Origin of the sequence: Rhizobium sp. L43 (assembly GCF_002531725.1) — a bacterium.
Taxonomy (GTDB): domain Bacteria; phylum Pseudomonadota; class Alphaproteobacteria; order Rhizobiales; family Rhizobiaceae; genus Rhizobium.
The window spans coordinates 106,948-125,444 of sequence record NZ_NWSQ01000014.1 but is presented as its reverse complement, the minus strand read 5'-3'; the positions used below and the strand labels follow the sequence as shown (position 1 = coordinate 125,444).

The window sequence follows — 18,497 nt, the reverse complement described above, 5'->3', positions numbered from 1 at the left end:
CCATTTTTTCCGAAATCGAGGAATACTCAATAGCCAGTGGCGGGCGGCACCACGCTTTTCGCAAAGGGATTTTTCGATAAGATGGATCGAATTTTCGTGAAATCGCGATATCGTGACGGTGAAGGACAACAAGGTTCATTCGAACAATATCCAAATCACGGTGCTGGATGCCTACCATAATTTATGTTGACGACAGCAGGGATGATCTCTTCTATCTCGACTATATCCGCAGGAAGCAGCAGATAGAGGTCGATCTATTCTGTTTTTCGACCGCCGAGACGGCGCTGGCGGCGCTGGAACAGCGCGCGGCGGAAGGCTGGGCCCTGCCGGAACTGCTGATCGCCGATCTCTACATGCCGCTCGACAGCGGCATCGCCCTGGTGAGCAGGCTGCGCGGGGACGATCGTTTCAAAGCGATGCGGCTTGCTGTCTGCAGCGGATCGGATGCGGCCGAGGACCGGGCGCGCTCACTTGAGGCCGGCGCCGATGCCTATCTGGAAAAGCCGCTTGACCTCGCCAGGATTATTCTCAATCTCGAGATGTAGGAAACGGCGAAGGCCCGCCAAGCTGTTTCCTGTCCTTTGTCCAAGCCATATGACAAACCGCGATTGACAAGGTCGAGGACGCATCCCAAGATGCAACCGAAGCGAAGCAAGTGCGACGCAAATTAAGCGCTGAGAGAACCGATCAACCCGCGTTCGCCGCCACGAACATCAGCCAACCCCTTAGCTGAATGGGTCTATCGGCTCTCTCGCGCTTACGTCTGGCACTGCCTTCTCGCATTCATGGATGTTGAATGCGCGAAGATTTACGACACCCAGGTAAGAACTACTGCCCCTCAGTAACCCGTGCATCACCTGTAGTTGAGATAGTTGATGATTTCCGCCTTAAATATCGAAAGTCCCCGTTTCGATATTCGTCATCAACCGTCTCGCAATTTTTGTAGCTCTTCGCGTTTAAGACGTATATCCCAAGATTTCGGGATTGGAGGCATTGGCGGAGGAGAGGAAGAGTGGGAATGAACAACGTCCCGGCAATTCCCTTTCATGCCGGACCGGAGTTGAGCCGGGCGATCAACCGCACCGATTTTTTCCGGCTGCTGAAATCGGCGGCGCAGCACTACAACTTCGATAATTTCGCGCTGGCCCGCATTTCCGAGGCTTCGGCCCCTTTCGGTGAACGCGATATCGTCATCACCAATGTCGCCGAACGGCGTGTCGGCCTTTTCATCACGACGTTGAAGGAAGCGCTCGGCACCGTCCGGGCAAAGTCCGCCCAGTTTCTGGCAACACCGGTTCATGGCAGGAGCGTGCGGCCGGAAGATGCTCGGTCCGATCTCGTTTTCAACGAATTCCAGAGCGGCGTCTTCCTGTTCATCCCGCTGTTCACGCCGGAAGGGCGGCGCTATTCCCTTGTGCTCAGCGGCGAGCGTCAGGAGCCGGATCAGAGCGAGATCGCCGACATGCTTCTCGACGCCATGCGCATTTTCGACAAGCTCTACGAGGAAATCCTGACCCCGGAAATGTCCGGACGGCTGACCCAGCGCGAATCGGAAATCGTCAAATGGACGAGCGAAGGCAAGACGTCGGCGGAGATCGCCATCATTCTCGGTCTCTCCGAACATACGGTCAATTCGCACATCACCGCGGCCGCGCGCAAACTGGACGCCGTCAATCGCGTTCATATGGTGGCGATCGCCTTGAGGAACGGTTTGGTTACGTGAAGCTGGTTTCGGGATTGAGGAATTAAGACGATGACCGAAACGGGCCGAAGGAACGCCGTAAAGGTTCTCTTTGTCGACGACGAATTCATCGAATTCCGTGCGCTGAAGAAGAAGATCGCCGAGCTCTCCGAGCCGGCCGTCGAGGTCGAATATTCGCCATCGATCGGTGACGCGCTGGAAAAAATCCGCTTGGCGCGTTTCGATCTCATCCTGCTCGACAACCGCCTTCTGCCGAACGCCGATTTCCGCGAAACGGTGCCGGAACTGCGCGGCATCGGTTACACCGGCCCGATCGGCGTCGTCTCGACCGATATATCGGGCGGCTATTTCCAGGAATTCCCGGAATACGGCGTCGATTTCCGCATCGGCAAGGACGAAATCGACGCCCAGACGCTGCAGCACATCATCCGCGAATATGTGACCTATGACGTCCCGGATTTCTGGAAGGACGATTACAACATCTAAAGCGCGTCGCGATCTTTCAGATTCGCTCCTCGCGCTTTAGCACTTTGTTTTTACGCATGTCGTTATCGCAAAGCCGTTGCGCATTTTTGCTGGAAAGTGCTCTGATTTCAGGCAATCGGAAGGCGGATGATGAAGCGGCTGCCGCTTGCATCCGAATGTTCGAGGCTGATATCGCCGCCAAGCGCCGTCAGAAACTCCCGCGCCGTCGTCAATCCGAGGCCGGCGCCCTGGACCGCTCCCGCCTTCGGCAATTTCCAGAACGGCTCGAAGATCCGCTCGCGATAGGCGGGATCGATGCCCGAGCCATTGTCGGAAATCCGGATGAACCAATCCGTCCCCTTTCGCTCCGCCGCAATCACCACATGCGGCGGCACTTCGCTGCGATAGGCGAGGGCGTTGCTCAGCAGATGCCGCAGCACGAGCCCGAGCAGGGCAGCGTCGGTGCGGATGGAGGGCAGGCCCCCGCTTTCAAGCGTCGCATCGCCAACCTCAGTTTCGTCGGTCAGCTCGCCCCAGACATTTTCGCAGAGCGCCTGCAGATCGACCTCTTCGGGTGTCACCTGAGGTGCTCCGCCCGCAAGGCTCATCAATGCCTTGGTGAGGCGTTGTGCGGCTTGCGCCTTCTCCATGATCATCCTCAGGCTCTGCAGCTGTTCGCCGTCGAGCGTTTCCTCGAGATCGTCGAGCAGAAGCTCGGCATACATGGCGATATGGCGGAGCGGCGATTGCAGGTCGTGCGAGGCGGTCGCGAGAAATCGTTTGATGCGCTCCTCGCTGTCGCCGGCAATATGGGTTTCCGATGGTCTCGTCGGGTCGGATGACATCTTACGGTTTCCGATCTTTGTGGCGGCGCCGCGTCTCTTTCCAGACACGCAAAGGACGCTGTAATCCTTTGAAACGCTGCATGATTTTATCCTTGCAGTTACCGACAATAGAAAGAGGGCGCCGGCTCTGCAACCGGCGCCCTCTTCAAGGATGCGTCAACAGGGAATTTTAGCTTGCCGACTTGCGCGGGCGACCCTGTTCCGGCGGGATGATTTCAACGGCCGTATCGTCTCCCGGTGCCGCCTTGGCGTGGCGGCGGCGCCAGTCGCCGAGGAAGAGCAGGATCGGTGCTGCGATGAAGATCGAAGAGGCGCCGGCCACGAGAATGCCGAAGACCATCGGGATCGCGAAGCTCGAGACGGCGCTGCCGCCCCAGATCGCCATCGGCACCAGAGCGAGGAAGGCCGTCGCATTGGTGTAGAGGCTTCGTGCCAGGGTCTCGTTGATCGACTTGTCGATGATCTCGCGCAGCGGCATCGACTTATAGAGCCGCATGTTTTCGCGCATGCGGTCATAGACGACGACCTTGTCGTTCACCGAGTAACCGACGAGCGTCAGGATGGCGGCGATCGCCGTCAGGTTGAAGTCGAGACCGGTGATCGCGAAGAAGCCGATCGCCTTGGTGACGTCGAGCACCAGCGTGACGATGGCGCCGACGGCAAACGGCCATTCGAACCGCACCCAGATATAGATCAGCATCGCGAAACTTGCGATCACCACTGACAGGATGCCGGCCCAGGCAAGCTCGCCGCTGACCTTCGGGCCGATGACGTCGGTGCCCTCGACGGTGGCGGACGGGTCGATCTTGGCGACTTCGGCCTTCAGCTTGGTCACCGCTGCCGTCTGCGCCTCTTCGCCGCCCTCCTGCCGCTGGGCGCGCACGAGGATGCTGTTCTTGTCGCCGAAGGACTGCAGCGTGATTTCGCCGAGGCCGAGACTATCCAGACCTTCGCGGAACTTTGCAAGATCGGCAGCCCCTTGCGTCTTGACGGACATCTGGATGCCGCCGCGGAAATCGACGCCGTAGTTGAGGCCGGGATGAATGAACAGCACGACGGAGGCAATCGACAGCAGCGCCGAAACGGTGACGCCGAAGAAGCGCGCCTTCATGAACTGGATGTGCTTGTCATAGGGGCTGAACGGAATCAGCGGCCGGATGTTCAGCACCTTGAACTTGCGGCGGCGGGTGATCTCGATCATCGCGACGCGGACGAAGGCGACCGAGGTGAACATCGAGATGATCAGGCCGAGCGCCATGGTCACGGCAAAGCCGCGAACCGGTCCGGAGCCGAAATAGAACAGGATGGCGGCCGCAATCAGGGCCGTCATGTTGCCGTCGATGATGGTGGAATAAGCCCGGTTGAAGCCGGTATCGATGGCGGCGAAGGCGCTCTTGCCCTTGCGCGTTTCCTCGCGGATACGCTCGTTGATGAGAACGTTGGCGTCGACCGCAAGGCCGATGCCGAGCACGACGCCGGCAATGCCCGGCAGGGTCAGCGTCGCGCCGACCAGCGTCAGGGCCGAAAAGGTCAGGATCGTGTGGATCAGCAGGGCGATATTCGCCAGCACGCCCCAGGTGCCGTAGAGCACGAAGATGAAGAGGGCGACGAGAGCAAAGCCGACGAGGCCGGAATAGATACCCATCTTGATCGCATCGGCGCCGAGGTCGGCGCCGACGGTGCGTTCCTCGATGACGGTCAGCTTGGCGGGCAGGGCGCCAGCGCGCAGCATGGCGGCAAGCGTCGTTGCGCTGTCGGCCGAGAAGCTGCCGGAGATCTGGCCGGAACCGCCGGTGATCGGCTCGCGGATGACGGGGGCGCTCAGCACCTTGTCGTCGAGGACGATGGCGAAAGGATTGCCGACGTTCTGGCGGGTGATGTCGGCAAAGCGGCTGGCGCCGGCGCTGTCGAAGCGGAAGCTGACGATCGGCTCATGCGTGTTCGGGTCGAAGCTGACACGGGCGTCCGAAAGCCGGTCGCCGGAGATTTCGACACGGTCGAGCACCGGATAGGTACGGCCTTCGTCGTCCTTCAGCATGGTCACGCCGGGACCGGGCTGGTTGTTCGGCGACAGCATATGGAACGACATTTTGGCGGTGGAGCCGAGAAGTTCGCGCAGGCGCGACGGATCCTGTGCGCCCGGAAGCTGGACGAGCACGCGGTTGGCGCCGATGCGCTGGATGGTCGGCTCGGAGACGCCGACCTGGTCGACGCGCTGGCGGATGACTTCAAGGCTCTGCTGGACGGCATTGTCGACATTGGCGGAGATGCCGGCCGGCGAGAATCCGACGGTGATGGTGGCGCCGTTTGCAGTGACGGCGAGATCCGCCTGGCCGGCGCTGATGCCGGTGCTGATCGGATTGGCGAGCGTCTTAAGCTCGGTGACGGCGGCATCGCTCTGGGCGGCATCGGCGAGCGTCACGACGATCTGGTTCTGGCTGCGGACGACGGCCTTAGGCTGGATGCCCTTTTCGCGCAGCACACGGCGCGCATCCTGAAGCAGCGATTGCAGCCGCTCCTTGGTCAGGTCGGCTTCGTCGACTTCCAGAACGAGATGCGAGCCGCCGCGAAGGTCGAGGCCGAGCGAGACCTGTTCATGCGGCAGCCATGCCGGCACGCGCTGGAGGACGGATTGCGGCAGGACGTTCGGCAGGGCGATCAATAGGCCGAGAAAGATGATCACCGTATAGGTGAGCACCAGCCATGGTGAAGTACGCATGTTGTATTCCTTAGATAATCAGGGGCCGGCGCTCGGGCGCTGGCGGCATGTCGTCAGATGTCGGAAGCGCCGCGGCGCAAACGTCAGGCAGCCGCCGGCGGTGCGCGCGGCTGATGGGCTCTGGAGACCGCGGCATGAAGCGGCGCTTCGGATGCCGGAAAAGCGGCTGATATGTCCCAGCCGGCGAAATCGGGAGCCGGGGCGGCGGCAAGGGCGGATGATCCGCTGTCATGGGCTGCCTGCTTCGGCGCAAGCTTGCGCTCGGTGGCGAGCAACCCGCGCACGGCATCGCGCGCAGTCAGCTGCGGCGGCTGCGGATCTCGGCCGGAGGAGGAAAGCGTATTGACGGCGACATCGGGCGAGATGATCAGATTGCCGCCGAAAAGCAGGCCGAGATAGGCAAGGATGGCGAAGAGGAGGGAAGCGGCGATACGGTTCGTCAGACGGTGCTGATCCAGCTCCATCGTCTCCGTCCCGGCGATGTCACTCCCGTATCGGCTCAAAAGCGCGCCAATCTCTCATTCTCTTTGCGGCGGAGGGTCATCCGCCGGGATAATTGTATCAGGCCCATGCCCGTCTTCATAGGGCACACTCTCATGATGCACTTGGGCGAGCCGGTCAACCATGCCAAGCCCGATTTCACGCTCGCCCATGATGACGGTGTCGGCGCCATAGTGCTTCAATTCATCGACCTCGGCGTCGGAATGGGCGCGGGCGACGATAAGGATCAACGGATTGACGCTGCGCGCCTGTTCGGCGATGCGGCAGGCCTCGAAGGCGTTCGGGATGGCGATGGCGATGCTGCGGGCGCCGGAGAGATTGGCGAGGTCGAGCGTCTCCCTCGCCACCGCATTGCCCATCAGGGTTTCGATGCCCTGCGCCTTCAGCTCGCCGATGCGCTTGTCGGAATCCTCGATGACGAGAAAAGGTGTGGCTGACGATTTGAGATTCTGTCCGACGATGCTGCCGACTCGCCCGTAGCCGACGAGAATGGCGTGGCCGCTGAGAGCGGTCGGGTGCACCTCGTCGTCTTCGGCCGGCGTCTCCTCCTGCGCGGCGATCGCATCGGCAGCGGCGGGGTCGGCCACGACGTCTTCACGTTTCGCACCTTCGAAAAGCGGCCGCATGCGGTCGCAGAGGAAGAACAGCAGCGGGTTGAGGATGATCGAGATGATGGCGCCGGCAAGGATCAGATCGCGGCCTTCCCCCGGCAGAAGCCCGAGTTCGACGCCGAGGGCGGCGAGGATGAAGGAGAATTCGCCGATCTGGCCGAGGCTTGCCGAAATCGTCAGCGCCGTGCCGAGCGGCTTCTTGAAGGCGAGCACGATCAGCAGCGCGGCGACGGACTTGCCGATGACGATGATGAAGATGGTGGCCAGGATCGGCAGCGGCTTGTCGATCAGGATGTTCGGATCGAACAGCATGCCGACCGAGACGAAGAACAGCACGGCGAAGGCGTCGCGCAGCGGCAGGCTTTCCTGCGCGGCGCGATGGCTGAGCTCGCTTTCGGCCAGCACCATGCCGGCAAAGAAGGCGCCGAGCGCCAGCGACACGCCGAAGAGCTTCGCCGCGCCGAAAGCGACGCCGAGGGCGATCGCCAGCACGCCGAGCCGGAACAGCTCGCGCGAGCCGGTGTGGGCGATGCGGTGCATCGTCCACGGAATGAGTTTGCGGCCGAAGACCAGCATCAGCGCCACGAACAGCGCCACCTTCACCAGCGTCATGGCGATCATGCCGCCGATGCCGAGATCGAGCCCGAACAGGCGGCTCAGCCCGGCCGAGAGCGGCTCGACGGGAGCGTGACCCTCACCGCCGATGCTGGCTGCGGCCGGGATCAGCACCAGCGCCAGCACCATGGCGAGATCCTCGACGATCAGCCAGCCGACGGCGATCCTGCCGCGCTCCGTCTCGACCAGGCGCCGCTCCTGCAGCGCCTTCAACAGAACCACGGTTGAAGCGACCGAAAGCGCCAGGCCGAAGACCAGGCTGCCGCCGGTCGGCCAGCCCATGAAGGCGCCGAGCCCCCAGCCGAGCAGGGTCGCAAAGGCGATCTGGGCGATGGCGCCGGGCACCGCGATGCCGCGCACCGACAGCAGGTCTTTCAGGGAGAAATGCAGCCCAACACCGAACATCAGCAGGATGACGCCGATTTCGGCAAGCTCCGGCGCAAGGTTCTGATCCGCCACATAACCCGGCGTATGCGGCCCGACCAGCACGCCGGCAATCAGATAGCCCACCAGCGGCGGCATCCGCAGCCGATGGGCAAACGCGCCGAAGATGAAAGCCAGCACGAGGCCGCCGACGATTGTCGAAATCAAGGGCGTATCGTGTGGCATCGCTGTCTCCTGATCTGGAAATCTCGTTCGTAATATGACATATATGATCTATATCGACCAATATGGGTAAATTAGAATTATGGGTCAAGGCGCAAGGGAAACAATTCTCACCCCCGCTCTCTGCCGCGCGGCGCGCGGCCTGCTCGACTGGACCCAGACTGATCTGGCCGAAAGGGCAGCGGTCTCACGCAGCACCATTCGCGATTATGAGGGACGCCACCACGACATCCACCGGGCGACGGAGGCGCAGCTGCGCCTCGCCTTCGAGGAGGGCGGCGTCAAATTCGTCGATATCGAAGGGGCGGGTACCGGCCTCTGCCTAATTCCTTAAAGCGGAATCGATTGCTCAGGGCGCCAGGCAGGCGGCGGAGACCTTGTAAACGGAGAGCGCCTTGCCCTTGTAATAGCCCTCCGTCGGCTGCCAGTTCTTCAGGACTTCGGGCGTCTCGGTGGCGCAGCTGAAGGGACCGTCCGTCAGGAAGAGCACCTTGCCGGTGATGTCGGCCGGCAGGGCGAATTCCTGCTCATAATAGCTCTCGGGAAGGCCCGCCGGCGCGCGCGCATAGATCCTGTAGGATGTGTCGCGCAACGTATAGAAAAGATCGGCGACCATGTCGCGATCATCGGTGACGATGATGTCGGTGCCGGCCTGGCCGGCAAGTGCCGCGGCCTGGCGGCTGACTTCGGCGCGGCCGAGATAGCGCTTCATCAGCTCGTCGCCGCTCGGCAAAAGCAACTGTTGCGGAAAGATTGTCGCCAGCGGAAAGAGCAGGCTGGCGATGCCGTTGATGGCGAGCGACAGCCTGAGCCCTTTCGGCCACAACCGATAGAGCAGCCAGACGGCAAGGATCGTCCCGGCGACATAGGCGGTCACGGCCCAGTTGGCATAGGCCTTGGCGACCGTTGCCTGCAGCGTGATCAGCACTACCACCGGCATCGATAGCCAGATCAGCATCTTTTCCCGGTCGTCGCTCCTGCCCTTGATCATGCGATAGACCGCCCAGAGCATCGCAAAGAAGATGATCGGTCCGACGACGCCGAATTGGGCGGAGAAGAATTCCAGCCCGCGACGGAGATTGATGCCGAGTTCGCTCCAATGGGCGATGTCCTGCGTATGCCGCACCGTCGTATTGTCGTGCTGCAGGTTCCACCAGAGATTCGGCAAGGCGACAACAATCGCGACCGCGACAGCGATGATGAAATCCCGAATGGCGATGCGTGCGGCCGGAATGAGGAGGAGAGCAAGCGCGCCGCCGGGAAGCACGAACAGCACGGCATATTTCGTCAGGAAGGCGAGGCCGACGCCGAGACCCATCACCAGCGCCAGCCCGACCGAGCGCCGCTGTGTCAGGCCGAAATAGGCAAGCAAGACGATCGCGATGAAGAACAGCAGGATCACGTCGGTCGAGAAGAACACCGAAGACAGCGCGACGCCCGGGAGCGTGATATAGGTGGCGCCCGTCCAGCCTTCGATCTCCGGCCCGACGAAACGCTTCGCCACCTTCATCAGCACCAGTGCCGCCGCCATGTGGATCAGCGGTCCGGCGAGCCTGATCCAGTAGATGGCGTCGGAACCGGAGAGTTCGGTGATCGCCCGGATCACCCAGGCAATCATCGGCGGCTTGGAATAATAGCCGAGATCGAGATTCTGCGACCAGAACCAGTACTGCGCCTCATCGACGAAAAGGTCGGTCGCATCGAAATGCAGCGTGACGACGCGCCAGAGCGTGAAGCCAAGAACGATGAGGAGACCTGATCTGGGGGACATGAACCGACTGTTCCGCTGACATGAAAGGCGCGAGTGCGATTACACCAAAGGCGCCGGACTGCCAACAGAATGCTTCAATCTGACCAGGAAAGGCTAAAACACCCGGAGTCCGCGGATATCGCGGTTTGCGGCGAGAGAATCGAGGCGGGCGACGGCGGCAAGCAGCGTCATTGCAATCAAGCAGGAACCCAATCCGAGAACAATCATTGCTCTGTCCTTGTCGACGTCATGTCTTGGTTATCGACCGGCCTATAACACGGAGCTTGCGTGTGCCTTGTAGCAGCCGTGCAACTCCGCAGCAGTATTTATTGCCAACGGCCTTGAATTGCTTCAAAAGCCGGCACTGCGAAAAGGCTTATTAACCTTCAAGCAAGGAATTAACCATAAACATTGGTTTACACGTCGGAATGGGAAGATGCACTCGTTCCCACCAGGCATGACGCCGTCCCGCCGTACCGGGTTGATCCGGTATCCATCTCTTCAGACAGCTCCGAAACATAGCTGATCAGAGGGCTCGACCCGCCGGTTGTCACCGGTGGCAAGGACCGTCTCCACGCTTGGCGTTTATCGGATGCTGCAAAAGTTTTTGGCCGGGCCTTCGCTCGGAACGTGGTTGGGGACAGGCGTTGAGGCAGGACATGCCATCAGATCAGGCTCGTGGAGCGCAGGCAGGCAGCTTGCGCGACCGTCTGCGCTTTGCCGGTCTCGATGCCGAGCAGTGCGATCTGGTGCGCCGCAACCGGCCGGCCCTCGAAGCACATCTGAAGGCAGGTCTCAGGGACCTCTTCCACAGGTTCCAGTCATTCCCCGACGCTTCGCGCAATTTCGAGAGCGAGCGCCAGGTCGAGCGCCTGCATGATCTGCAGTCCTCGCATTGGGACGTGCTGACGGATGCGCGGTTCGACAGCCTCTATGCCGAGCGCGTCAAGGTTCTCTCCGACACCGAAAGCAAGATCGGCCTCGACCCGCGCTGGCACGTGGCCGGCCATGGCGTCATGCTGGAGCATGTGGTTTCCGGTCTCGCCGAGGAGATTGCCGGCCGTCCACTGCTGCCGTCGGCCAAACGCCGCAGCCGCGAAATCTCCGATCTGATGACCGCGATCATCCGCATCGTCATGGTCGATGTGGAAATCGCAGTCTCGCTCCGTTTCAACGCGCTGCGCGCCGCCCAGAGCCGTGCGCTTGGCGATCAGCGCGCCGACAATGAGGCCGAGATCGCCCGGATCTTCGGCGATGTCATCGAAGGCCTGGCCGCCCGCGACCTGACGCGGCGCGCGCCCGTCGACGGCGACCATGCCGGGATCGCCGCCGCGCTGAACGGTGCGCTGGATGGTCTCCAGGCCGAATTTACAGCCATCACCGAGCGCACCCTGAAGGCCGAAGCGGCGACCGGCTCGCTTGCCGGCCTGTCCAGGCAGTTTGCCGGCACGGCGTCCGGTCAGGCCGACAGGCTGCAGCTTTCCGCCGCTGCCCTTGCCGGCATCGCCGGCAGTGTCCGCAACGGTGCTGCCGAGAGCCGCGCCGCCGAACAGGCGGCTGCCTCGACGCGCGCCGCCGTCGAAGAAAGCGGCGAGGTCGTCGGCCGCGCCATCAGCGCCATGGCCGATATCGAGCAGTCGGCCGAGAAAATCGGCCAGATCATCGGCGCAATCGACGAAATCGCCTTCCAAACCAATCTCCTGGCGCTGAATGCCGGCATCGAGGCCGCCCGCGCCGGTGATTCCGGCCGCGGTTTTGCCGTCGTCGCCCAGGAAGTCCGCGCTCTGGCCCAGCGCTCCGCCGAAGCCGCCCGCGAGATCAAGACGCTGGTAACGACGACCAAGGCGCAGGTCGACGCCGGCGTGCAGATGGTCGGCCGCACACAGGATTCGATCGGCAGCATCGTGCGCCAGGTCACCGACATCAACGCCGCCATATCAGGCATCGCCACCCGAACCGGTGAACATGCCGAAAGCCTGGACAGCGTGACATCGGACGTCAAGAGCCTGGGCGGCGAGGTGGCCGGCAACGCCGGCCTTGCCGAGCGCTCCGCCGAAGGCGCCGACCACCTGCACACCGTCATTCTCGAGCTCGGCCGGACCATTCGCGAATTCCGCATCGCCCGGGAAAATGCCCATGCAGGGCGCCCGGCGCCGGCTCGCGTGACGCCGCCGCGCGCCATCGAGGCCGCCGCCCGTCCGGCACCTGTCGAAGACGAATACGAAAATGATGATTTTAGCCTTCCGCAGCCGCTCGCAAGCGTCGGAGGTGGGCGGAATGTTTACTAACCTATCGGATTATCACTTCAGCTCGTCTTCTCGGGCCGGGGACAAGGGGACAAGGAAAAGCTGATGGTAGCAAAGAAGAGTGGCAAGACGCTGGATTTGACAGCGGTGCTCGACCTCAACGAGGCCTCCGCCTTGCGCGACAAACTCCTCTCGCTGCGCGGCAGCGGTCTTTCGATCGACGCCTCGGGCGTCGAGCGGATCGGCACTCTTTGTGCCCAGGTTCTGATGTCCGCCGAGAAGACCTGGGAGCAGGACAAGCAGCCATTCACCTTCTCCAAGGTGTCCGACGCATTTCAGAAAACCATGCAGCTGGTGGGCGTCAATATTGATCACCTGCTTGCCAAGGAGATTCGGCAATGAAGAAAAAAGTTCTTACCGTGGATGATTCCCGCACCATCCGAAACATGCTTCTCGTGACGCTGAACAATGCCGGCTTCGAGACGATCCAGGCGGAAGACGGCGTCGAGGGCCTCGAGGTTCTCGAAGAGTCCAATCCCGACGTCATCGTGACCGACATCAACATGCCGCGTCTCGACGGCTTCGGCTTCATCGAAGGTGTGCGCCGCAACGAGAAATATCGGGCGATCCCGATCCTGGTCCTGACCACCGAAAGCGACGCGGAAAAGAAGAACCGCGCCCGCCAGGCTGGCGCCACGGGCTGGATCGTCAAGCCTTTCGACCCGGCCAAGCTGATCGATGCCATTGAGCGTGTAACCGCTTAAACCCAGGATTTGCTCCTATGGATATGAACGAAATCAAAGAGATCTTTTTCCAGGAGTGCGAGGAACAGCTCGCCGAGCTGGAATCCGGTCTTCTGAAAATGAATGATGGCGATCGCGATCCGGAAACCGTCAATGCGGTGTTCCGTGCCGTGCATTCGATCAAGGGGGGCGCCGGCGCCTTCGGCCTTGATGATCTGGTTGCCTTCGCCCATGTTTTCGAGACCACTCTCGATTGCGTTCGTTCCAACAAGCTGGAGCCGAATCAGGACGTCCTGAAGGTGATGCTGAAGTCGGCCGACGTGCTCGCCGACCTGACCAATGCTGCGCGCGACGGCGGCAGCGTCGATGAAAGCCGCAGCCGCGGCCTGGTCAAGGAGCTCGAGGCGCTGGCCAACGGCGAGTTGCCGTCTCCCTCGGCATCGGCCGAAGCGCCGGCACCGAAGGCCGCCGCAAAGCCCGTGGCCAAGGCCGCTCCGGCGCCGGCCGCCAAACCGACCGACGACAGCGGCTTCCAGCCGATCCCCTTTTCCTTCGACGATTTTGGCGGCGAGGGCGATGCGGGCGCCGGGTTGCCGGCCTATGAAGTCACCTTCAAGCCGCGCTACGAACTCTATTCCAAGGGCAATGACGCTACGCTGCTGCTGCGCGACCTCTCGCGCCTCGGCGAAATGACCATCTATTGCAATACGGATGAGCTGCCGGGCCTCGAGGAACTCGATCCGGAAGGCGCTTATCTCTTCTGGAACGTCACGATCAAGACGGACAAGGGCGAAGACGCCATTCGCACCGTCTTCGAATTCGCCGAATGGGATTGCGAACTGACGGTGAAGGCTGTCGAGGAAGCACGGGCCGGCGCGACCAGCAACGAAGAACTGCCGATGGTGCCGGTTCCCTTCGATCTGTCGATCCTGGACGAAGCGGGCGCAGCGGAAGAGGTTTCTGCCGCCGAGACCGCCGCCGCCGTTGCCGCGGCCGAGACGGCCTCCAATGTCACGCAGATGGCTGCAGTCGCCGCTCGCGTCGAGAAGAAGGAATCGGCAGCCGCCGCGGCGGCCGCTGCAAGTGCCGCCGCCCAGAACAATGCCGCCGGCGCCGGCCAGACGATCCGTGTCGATCTCGACCGTGTCGACCGGCTGATCAACCTCGTCGGCGAGCTGGTCATCAACCAGGCGATGCTGTCGCAGAGCGTCATCGAGAACGACACGACCGGCACCTCCTCGATCAACATGGGTCTCGAAGAGCTGCAGCAGCTCACCCGCGAGATCCAGGACTCGGTCATGGCGATCCGCGCGCAGCCGGTGAAGCCGGTGTTCCAGCGCATGTCGCGTATCGTCCGCGAAATCGCCGACATGACCGGCAAGTCGATCCGTCTGATCACCGAAGGTGAAAACACCGAAGTCGACAAGACGGTTATCGACAAGCTGGCCGAGCCGCTGACCCACATGATCCGCAATGCCGTCGACCACGGCATCGAGACGCCCGAAAAGCGTGCGGCCGCCGGCAAGAACACCGAAGGCACGGTCCGCCTGACCGCCAAGCATCGTTCGGGACGCATCCTGATCGAGCTGGCCGATGACGGCGCCGGCATCAACCGCGAGAAGGTTCGCCAGAAGGCGATCGACAACGACCTCATCCCGGCCGATTCAAACCTGTCGGACGAGGAAATCGACAACCTGATCTTCCTGCCGGGCTTCTCGACGGCCGACAAGATCTCCGACATTTCAGGCCGCGGCGTTGGCATGGACGTCGTCAAGCGTTCGATCCAGGCGCTCGGCGGCCGTATCAACATCACCTCGAAGCCGGGCCACGGCTCGGTCTTCACCATGAGCCTGCCGCTGACGCTTGCCGTCCTCGACGGCATGGTGGTGACAGTCGCCGGCCAGACGCTGGTCGTGCCGCTGACGGCGATCGTCGAAACCCTGCAGCCGGAAGCGGCCGCGATCCATTCCTTCGGCGCCAACCACCGGCTGATCTCGATCCGCAACTCGTTCTGCCCGCTGGTCGATGTCGGCCGTATCCTGAACTTCCGCGCGACCCAGGCCAATCCCGTCGAGGGCGTGGCGCTTCTGGTGGAATCCGAAGGCGGCGGCCAGCGCGCCCTGATGGTCGACGCCATCCAGGGTCAGCGCCAGGTGGTCATCAAGAGCCTGGAAGCCAACTACACCCATGTCCCGGGCATTGCCGCCGCCACCATTCTCGGTGACGGGCGCGTCGCTCTCATCCTCGATGTCGACGCGGTTGTCGGCGCCTCGCGCGGCCAGTCGCTCAAAGCAGAAATGTCGTTAGCAGCGGTAGGGTAAGGGAATGTCGTACGCCGTGAAAAATCTGAACGAGGGGGACCGCGAGCTGATCGCGTTCCGCATCGGGGATCAGGAATTTTGCGTGAACATCATGTCGGTTCGTGAGATCCGGGGCTGGACCCCGGCGACCGCGATGCCGCACTCGCCTGGCTATATGCTGGGTGTGATCAACCTGCGCGGCGCGGTGTTGCCGATCATCGATCTTGCGGCCCGGCTCGGCATGAAGCCGGCCGATCCGACCGCCCGTCATGTCATCATCGTCGCCCAGGTCCGGCGCAAGGTCGTCGGCCTCCTGGTCGACGCCGTGTCCGATATCCTGACGGTGACCGACGAGACCGTCCAGCCGACGCCCGAAATCTCCTCCGAGCTCGAGCGTCAATTTGCCCGCGGCATACTCGCCATCGACAAGCGGATGATCTGCCTGATCGAACTTGAAGCCCTCTTTCCCGAGACCGAAAGCGAAGCCGCATGAGTGTAATGGGCGCAAAAGATCAGAGGCAGGGATCCGACGAGGTCTTGGCAAGCGGAGAATATCCGCTGACGCGCCGCGACCTCACCGAGATCGCCGCGATGATCTATTCGGATGCCGGCATCTTCCTCAACGAGACGAAGGCGTCGCTCGTCTATTCGCGCCTGTCGAAGCATATCCGCAGTCTCGGTCTCTCCGGTTTCCGGGAATATTGCGACCTCGTCGCTTCGCCGGCCGGTGCTGCGCCGCGTCGCGAGATGCTGTCGCATCTGACGACCAATTTCACCCGCTTCTTCCGCGAGAACCATCATTTCGACCACCTGCGCGACCATGTCCTGCCGGAGCTGCTGCAGCGGGCGAGATCGGGCGGCAGGGTGCGCATCTGGTCGGCCGCCTCCTCCGACGGCCAGGAACCCTATTCGATCGCGCTCACCGTGCTGTCGCTGATGCCGAATGTCGCCGATTACGACTTCAAGATCCTGGCGACTGACATCGACCCGAAGATCCTGGCGATCGCCAGGGCCGGCGCCTATGACGAGAACGCGCTCGAAACCGTGTCGCCGGCGATGCGCAAGCAATGGTTCAGCGAAGTCGAGGTACAGGGCCGCAGGAAGTTCCAGGTCGACGACCGCGTCAAGCGGCTGATCACCTACAATGAGCTGAACCTGATGGCGCAATGGCCGTTCAAGGGCAAGTTCGACGTCATCTTCTGCCGCAACGTCGTCATCTATTTCGACGAGCCGACGCAGATGAAGATCTGGCAGCGTTTCGCCGGCCTGTTGCCGGAGGGCGGCCATCTCTATATCGGCCATTCCGAGCGTGTGTCGGGCGAGGCGAAACACGTCTTCGACAATATCGGCATCACGACCTATCGCTATACGACCAAAGGTCTCGGGAGGAAGGCATGAGCGCGCCGGCAAGGGTTCTCGTTGTTGACGACTCGCCGACGATGCGCGGGCTGATCACCGCCGTCCTGAGCTCCGACCCTGAAGTCAACGTCATCGGCCAGGCCGGCGACGCGCTGGAAGCGCGCGAGGCGATCAAGCGGCTGAACCCCGACGTGGTGACGCTCGACATCGAGATGCCGAACATGAACGGTCTCGATTTCCTCGAAAAGATCATGACGCTGCGTCCGATGCCGGTCATCATGGTCTCCACCATGACCCATCGCGGCGCCGAGGCGACGCTTGCCGCACTGGAGATCGGTGCGTTCGATTGCGTCGGCAAGCCGGGGCCGGGCGAACCCAGACCATTCGGCGACCTCGCCGAGAAGGTCAAGGCGGCCGCGCGCACGCAGCGCCAGTTCTCCCAGCCGGTTGCCGCCGTTGCACCGCCGCCCTCGGTCGCCGATTTCCGCGTCGGCCGCAAGATCGTCGCGATTGGCTCGTCGACCGGCGGCGTCGAGGCGCTGATCGCCGTGCTGCAGAAGTTTCCGGCCAACTGCCCGCCGACCGTCATCACCCAGCATATGCCGCCGACCTTCACCAAGAGTTTCGCCGAACGGCTGAACCGCCTCTGCGCGCCGGTGGTGCAGGAAGCGACCGATGGCGCCCGTCTCGAAATCGGCAAGATCTATCTGGCGCCCGGCGGCGAGCGTCACCTCCAGGTCAGCGGTGCCTCGGCGCCGTGCTGCCGTCTCGTCGACCGGGCGCCGGTCAACGGTCACCGCCCATCGGTCGACGTGCTGTTCGATTCGGTGGCGGAACTGGCAGGCCGCAACGCCGTCGGCGTGATTTTGACCGGAATGGGCCGCGATGGCGCCGCCGGATTGTTGAAAATGCGCCACGCTGGCGCCAGAACACTCGGCCAGAACGAAAAAACCTGTGTCGTTTACGGAATGCCAAGGGTTGCTCACGAACTTGGCGCCGTTGAGCAGCAGCTGCCGCTGTCTGCCATCGGTGAGGAAATATTGAAAATGACAGCCGCCCGAAAGGAAGGGACCGAATAAATGTCGATCGCGGAGAAAATCAAAGTTCTGATCGTCGATGATCAGGTAACGAGCCGGTTGCTGCTCAGCGACGCGCTGACCCAGCTCGGTTTCAAGCAGATCACGTCCGCAGGCGACGGCGAGCAGGGCATGAAGATCATGGCCGAGCAGCCGCACCACCTGGTGATCTCGGACTTCAACATGCCGAAGATGGATGGCATCGGCTTCCTGCAGGCCGTGCGCACCAACCCGAACACCAAGAAGGCGGCCTTCATCATCCTGACCGCCCAGGGCGACCGCGCATTGGTGCAGAAGGCGGCCCAGCTCGGCGCCAACAACGTGCTCGCCAAGCCGTTCACCATCGAGAAGATGAAAGCGGCCATCGAAGCCGTGTTTGGAGCCCTGAAATGATGACTGAGGGGGCAGCCCGCCGCGTGCACATCATTCAGGGCGAGTACAAGGTCCTGAGCGATCCGAATGCGGTCCTCTCGACCATTCTCGGCTCGTGCGTGGCTGCGTGCCTCAGAGATCCTGTCGCCGGTATCGGCGGCATGAACCACTTCCTGCTGCCCGGTTCGGCGACGTCGCCGACATCAGGCGGCGATGCGACGCGTTACGGCGTGCATCTGATGGAACTGCTGATCAACGGTCTCCTGAAGCAGGGCGCCCGGCGCGACCGGCTGGAGGCAAAGATCTTCGGCGGCGCGAAGACGATCTCGACATTCTCCAATGTCGGTGAGCAGAACGCGGCTTTCGCCATGCAGTTCCTGAGGGATGAAGGCATTCCGGTGGTCGGCTCCTCCACAGGCGGAGACCATGGACGCAAGCTTGAATATTGGCCGGTCTCCGGTCGTGCCCGGCAATACCCCCTGACCGGCGCCGAAACCCAGAGAACCGTCGCTCTCGAGCAGCGCCCCGCCGCTCCGCCGAAGCCCGTCGAGACCAGTATCGAATTTTTTTGATGGCGAGGATTTTCA

At 62.2% G+C, this 18,497-nt stretch carries 18 protein-coding genes; 13 read left to right on the top strand and 5 right to left on the bottom strand.

Features of this window, described 5'->3' with window-relative positions; all coding sequences use genetic code 11:
- Positions 1–167 precede the first annotated feature (167 nt).
- The 3 genes from CO667_RS19595 to CO667_RS19585 all read left to right on the top strand — a co-directional run bounded on the left by CO667_RS19595 (position 168) and on the right by CO667_RS19585 (position 2,188).
- The gene (locus CO667_RS19595; RefSeq protein WP_097619941.1) at positions 168–545 is read left to right on the top strand and encodes a response regulator; all 378 of its coding nucleotides are present in this window, start codon (positions 168–170) and stop codon (positions 543–545) included.
- A gap of 473 nt (positions 546–1,018) precedes the next feature.
- Positions 1,019–1,723: a LuxR C-terminal-related transcriptional regulator gene (locus CO667_RS19590; protein WP_097619940.1), complete on the top strand. Its 705-nt coding sequence runs from the start codon at positions 1,019–1,021 to the stop codon at positions 1,721–1,723.
- A 30-nt stretch (positions 1,724–1,753) separates the two neighbouring features.
- On the top strand, positions 1,754–2,188 hold the full coding sequence (locus CO667_RS19585) for a response regulator (RefSeq protein ID WP_097619939.1): 435 nt from the start codon (positions 1,754–1,756) through the stop codon (positions 2,186–2,188).
- A gap of 107 nt (positions 2,189–2,295) precedes the next feature.
- On the opposite strand, the gene CO667_RS19580 is transcribed toward CO667_RS19585, so the two are convergent.
- The 4 genes from CO667_RS19580 to ybaL all read right to left on the bottom strand — a co-directional run bounded on the left by CO667_RS19580 (position 2,296) and on the right by ybaL (position 8,067).
- Entirely contained in the window at positions 2,296–3,012 is a 717-nt protein-coding gene (locus CO667_RS19580; protein WP_097619938.1) for an ATP-binding protein, read from the bottom strand.
- A gap of 169 nt (positions 3,013–3,181) precedes the next feature.
- Positions 3,182–5,731 carry a protein translocase subunit SecD gene (gene secD, locus CO667_RS19575; RefSeq protein ID WP_097619937.1) on the bottom strand — a complete coding sequence of 850 codons (2,550 nt, stop codon included), beginning with the start codon at positions 5,729–5,731 and terminating at the stop codon, positions 3,182–3,184.
- A gap of 83 nt (positions 5,732–5,814) precedes the next feature.
- Positions 5,815–6,195 carry a hypothetical protein gene (locus tag CO667_RS19570; RefSeq protein WP_097619936.1) on the bottom strand — a complete coding sequence of 127 codons (381 nt, stop codon included), beginning with the start codon at positions 6,193–6,195 and terminating at the stop codon, positions 5,815–5,817.
- Between the two features lie 54 nt (positions 6,196–6,249).
- Positions 6,250–8,067, bottom strand: coding sequence for a YbaL family putative K(+) efflux transporter (gene ybaL, locus CO667_RS19565; protein WP_097619935.1), 1,818 nt, complete (start codon positions 8,065–8,067; stop codon positions 6,250–6,252).
- 79 nt (positions 8,068–8,146) lie between these two features.
- On the opposite strand from ybaL, the gene CO667_RS19560 reads away from it, so the two are divergent.
- A complete protein-coding gene (locus CO667_RS19560) occupies positions 8,147–8,398 on the top strand; it encodes a helix-turn-helix transcriptional regulator (RefSeq protein WP_097619934.1) in 252 nt (83 codons plus the stop codon).
- Positions 8,399–8,413: 15 nt separating this feature from the next.
- Here the strand turns inward: CO667_RS19560 and CO667_RS19555 are convergent, their stop codons facing one another.
- On the bottom strand, positions 8,414–9,835 hold the full coding sequence (locus CO667_RS19555) for a glycosyltransferase family 39 protein (protein ID WP_097619933.1): 1,422 nt from the start codon (positions 9,833–9,835) through the stop codon (positions 8,414–8,416).
- 638 nt (positions 9,836–10,473) lie between these two features.
- Here CO667_RS19555 and CO667_RS19550 point away from each other — a divergent pair.
- The 9 genes from CO667_RS19550 (at position 10,474) to cheD (ending at position 18,482) form a co-directional block, all read left to right on the top strand.
- Positions 10,474–12,102: a globin-coupled sensor protein gene (locus CO667_RS19550; protein ID WP_097619932.1), complete on the top strand. Its 1,629-nt coding sequence runs from the start codon at positions 10,474–10,476 to the stop codon at positions 12,100–12,102.
- 63 nt (positions 12,103–12,165) lie between these two features.
- Complete coding sequence (locus tag CO667_RS19545) at positions 12,166–12,462, top strand: STAS domain-containing protein (RefSeq protein ID WP_097619931.1); 297 nt, start codon at positions 12,166–12,168, stop codon at positions 12,460–12,462.
- Positions 12,459–12,824 (top strand): chemotaxis response regulator CheY1, encoded by a 366-nt coding sequence (gene cheY1, locus CO667_RS19540; protein ID WP_003570362.1) that lies wholly within the window; start codon positions 12,459–12,461, stop codon positions 12,822–12,824. Before CO667_RS19545 ends, cheY1 begins: the two co-directional genes overlap by 4 nt.
- Positions 12,825–12,841: 17 nt before the next feature.
- Positions 12,842–15,124 carry a chemotaxis protein CheA gene (locus tag CO667_RS19535; RefSeq protein WP_097619930.1) on the top strand — a complete coding sequence of 761 codons (2,283 nt, stop codon included), beginning with the start codon at positions 12,842–12,844 and terminating at the stop codon, positions 15,122–15,124.
- 4 nt (positions 15,125–15,128) lie between these two features.
- Complete coding sequence (locus CO667_RS19530) at positions 15,129–15,596, top strand: chemotaxis protein CheW (RefSeq protein WP_097619929.1); 468 nt, start codon at positions 15,129–15,131, stop codon at positions 15,594–15,596.
- Positions 15,593–16,501 (top strand): protein-glutamate O-methyltransferase CheR, encoded by a 909-nt coding sequence (cheR, locus tag CO667_RS19525; RefSeq protein WP_097619928.1) that lies wholly within the window; start codon positions 15,593–15,595, stop codon positions 16,499–16,501. Before CO667_RS19530 ends, cheR begins: the two co-directional genes overlap by 4 nt.
- Positions 16,498–17,541 (top strand): protein-glutamate O-methylesterase CheB, encoded by a 1,044-nt coding sequence (cheB, locus tag CO667_RS19520; RefSeq protein WP_097619927.1) that lies wholly within the window; start codon positions 16,498–16,500, stop codon positions 17,539–17,541. The genes cheR and cheB overlap by 4 nt, the downstream gene beginning before the upstream one ends.
- Positions 17,542–17,931, top strand: coding sequence for a response regulator (locus tag CO667_RS19515; RefSeq protein ID WP_003556488.1), 390 nt, complete (start codon positions 17,542–17,544; stop codon positions 17,929–17,931). It abuts the gene before it with no gap.
- Positions 17,928–18,482, top strand: a complete 555-nt coding sequence (gene cheD, locus CO667_RS19510) for a chemoreceptor glutamine deamidase CheD (protein ID WP_003570356.1) — start codon at positions 17,928–17,930, stop codon at positions 18,480–18,482. The genes CO667_RS19515 and cheD overlap by 4 nt, the downstream gene beginning before the upstream one ends.
- The last annotated feature ends 15 nt before the right edge of the window (positions 18,483–18,497 follow it).

Bases quoted from the DNA above. Each gene is read 5' to 3' on its own strand.
- CO667_RS19550 (WP_097619932.1), top strand. From the start codon at position 10,474: ATGCCATCAGATCAGGCTCGTGGAGCGCAGGCAGGCAGCTTGCGCGAC.
- CO667_RS19545 (WP_097619931.1), top strand. From the start codon at position 12,166: ATGGTAGCAAAGAAGAGTGGCAAGACGCTGGATTTGACAGCGGTGCTC.
- cheB (WP_097619927.1), top strand. From the start codon at position 16,498: ATGAGCGCGCCGGCAAGGGTTCTCGTTGTTGACGACTCGCCGACGATG.
- CO667_RS19580 (WP_097619938.1), bottom strand. From the start codon at position 3,012: ATGTCATCCGACCCGACGAGACCATCGGAAACCCATATTGCCGGCGAC.
- CO667_RS19555 (WP_097619933.1), bottom strand. From the start codon at position 9,835: ATGTCCCCCAGATCAGGTCTCCTCATCGTTCTTGGCTTCACGCTCTGG.
- ybaL (WP_097619935.1), bottom strand. From the start codon at position 8,067: ATGCCACACGATACGCCCTTGATTTCGACAATCGTCGGCGGCCTCGTG.
- secD (WP_097619937.1), bottom strand. From the start codon at position 5,731: ATGCGTACTTCACCATGGCTGGTGCTCACCTATACGGTGATCATCTTT.
- cheR (WP_097619928.1), top strand. From the start codon at position 15,593: ATGAGTGTAATGGGCGCAAAAGATCAGAGGCAGGGATCCGACGAGGTC.
- CO667_RS19530 (WP_097619929.1), top strand. From the start codon at position 15,129: ATGTCGTACGCCGTGAAAAATCTGAACGAGGGGGACCGCGAGCTGATC.
- cheD (WP_003570356.1), top strand. From the start codon at position 17,928: ATGATGACTGAGGGGGCAGCCCGCCGCGTGCACATCATTCAGGGCGAG.
- CO667_RS19590 (WP_097619940.1), top strand. From the start codon at position 1,019: ATGAACAACGTCCCGGCAATTCCCTTTCATGCCGGACCGGAGTTGAGC.
- CO667_RS19585 (WP_097619939.1), top strand. From the start codon at position 1,754: ATGACCGAAACGGGCCGAAGGAACGCCGTAAAGGTTCTCTTTGTCGAC.
- CO667_RS19515 (WP_003556488.1), top strand. From the start codon at position 17,542: ATGTCGATCGCGGAGAAAATCAAAGTTCTGATCGTCGATGATCAGGTA.
- CO667_RS19595 (WP_097619941.1), top strand. From the start codon at position 168: ATGCCTACCATAATTTATGTTGACGACAGCAGGGATGATCTCTTCTAT.
- CO667_RS19570 (WP_097619936.1), bottom strand. From the start codon at position 6,195: ATGGAGCTGGATCAGCACCGTCTGACGAACCGTATCGCCGCTTCCCTC.
- CO667_RS19535 (WP_097619930.1), top strand. From the start codon at position 12,842: ATGGATATGAACGAAATCAAAGAGATCTTTTTCCAGGAGTGCGAGGAA.
- CO667_RS19560 (WP_097619934.1), top strand. From the start codon at position 8,147: ATGGGTCAAGGCGCAAGGGAAACAATTCTCACCCCCGCTCTCTGCCGC.
- cheY1 (WP_003570362.1), top strand. From the start codon at position 12,459: ATGAAGAAAAAAGTTCTTACCGTGGATGATTCCCGCACCATCCGAAAC.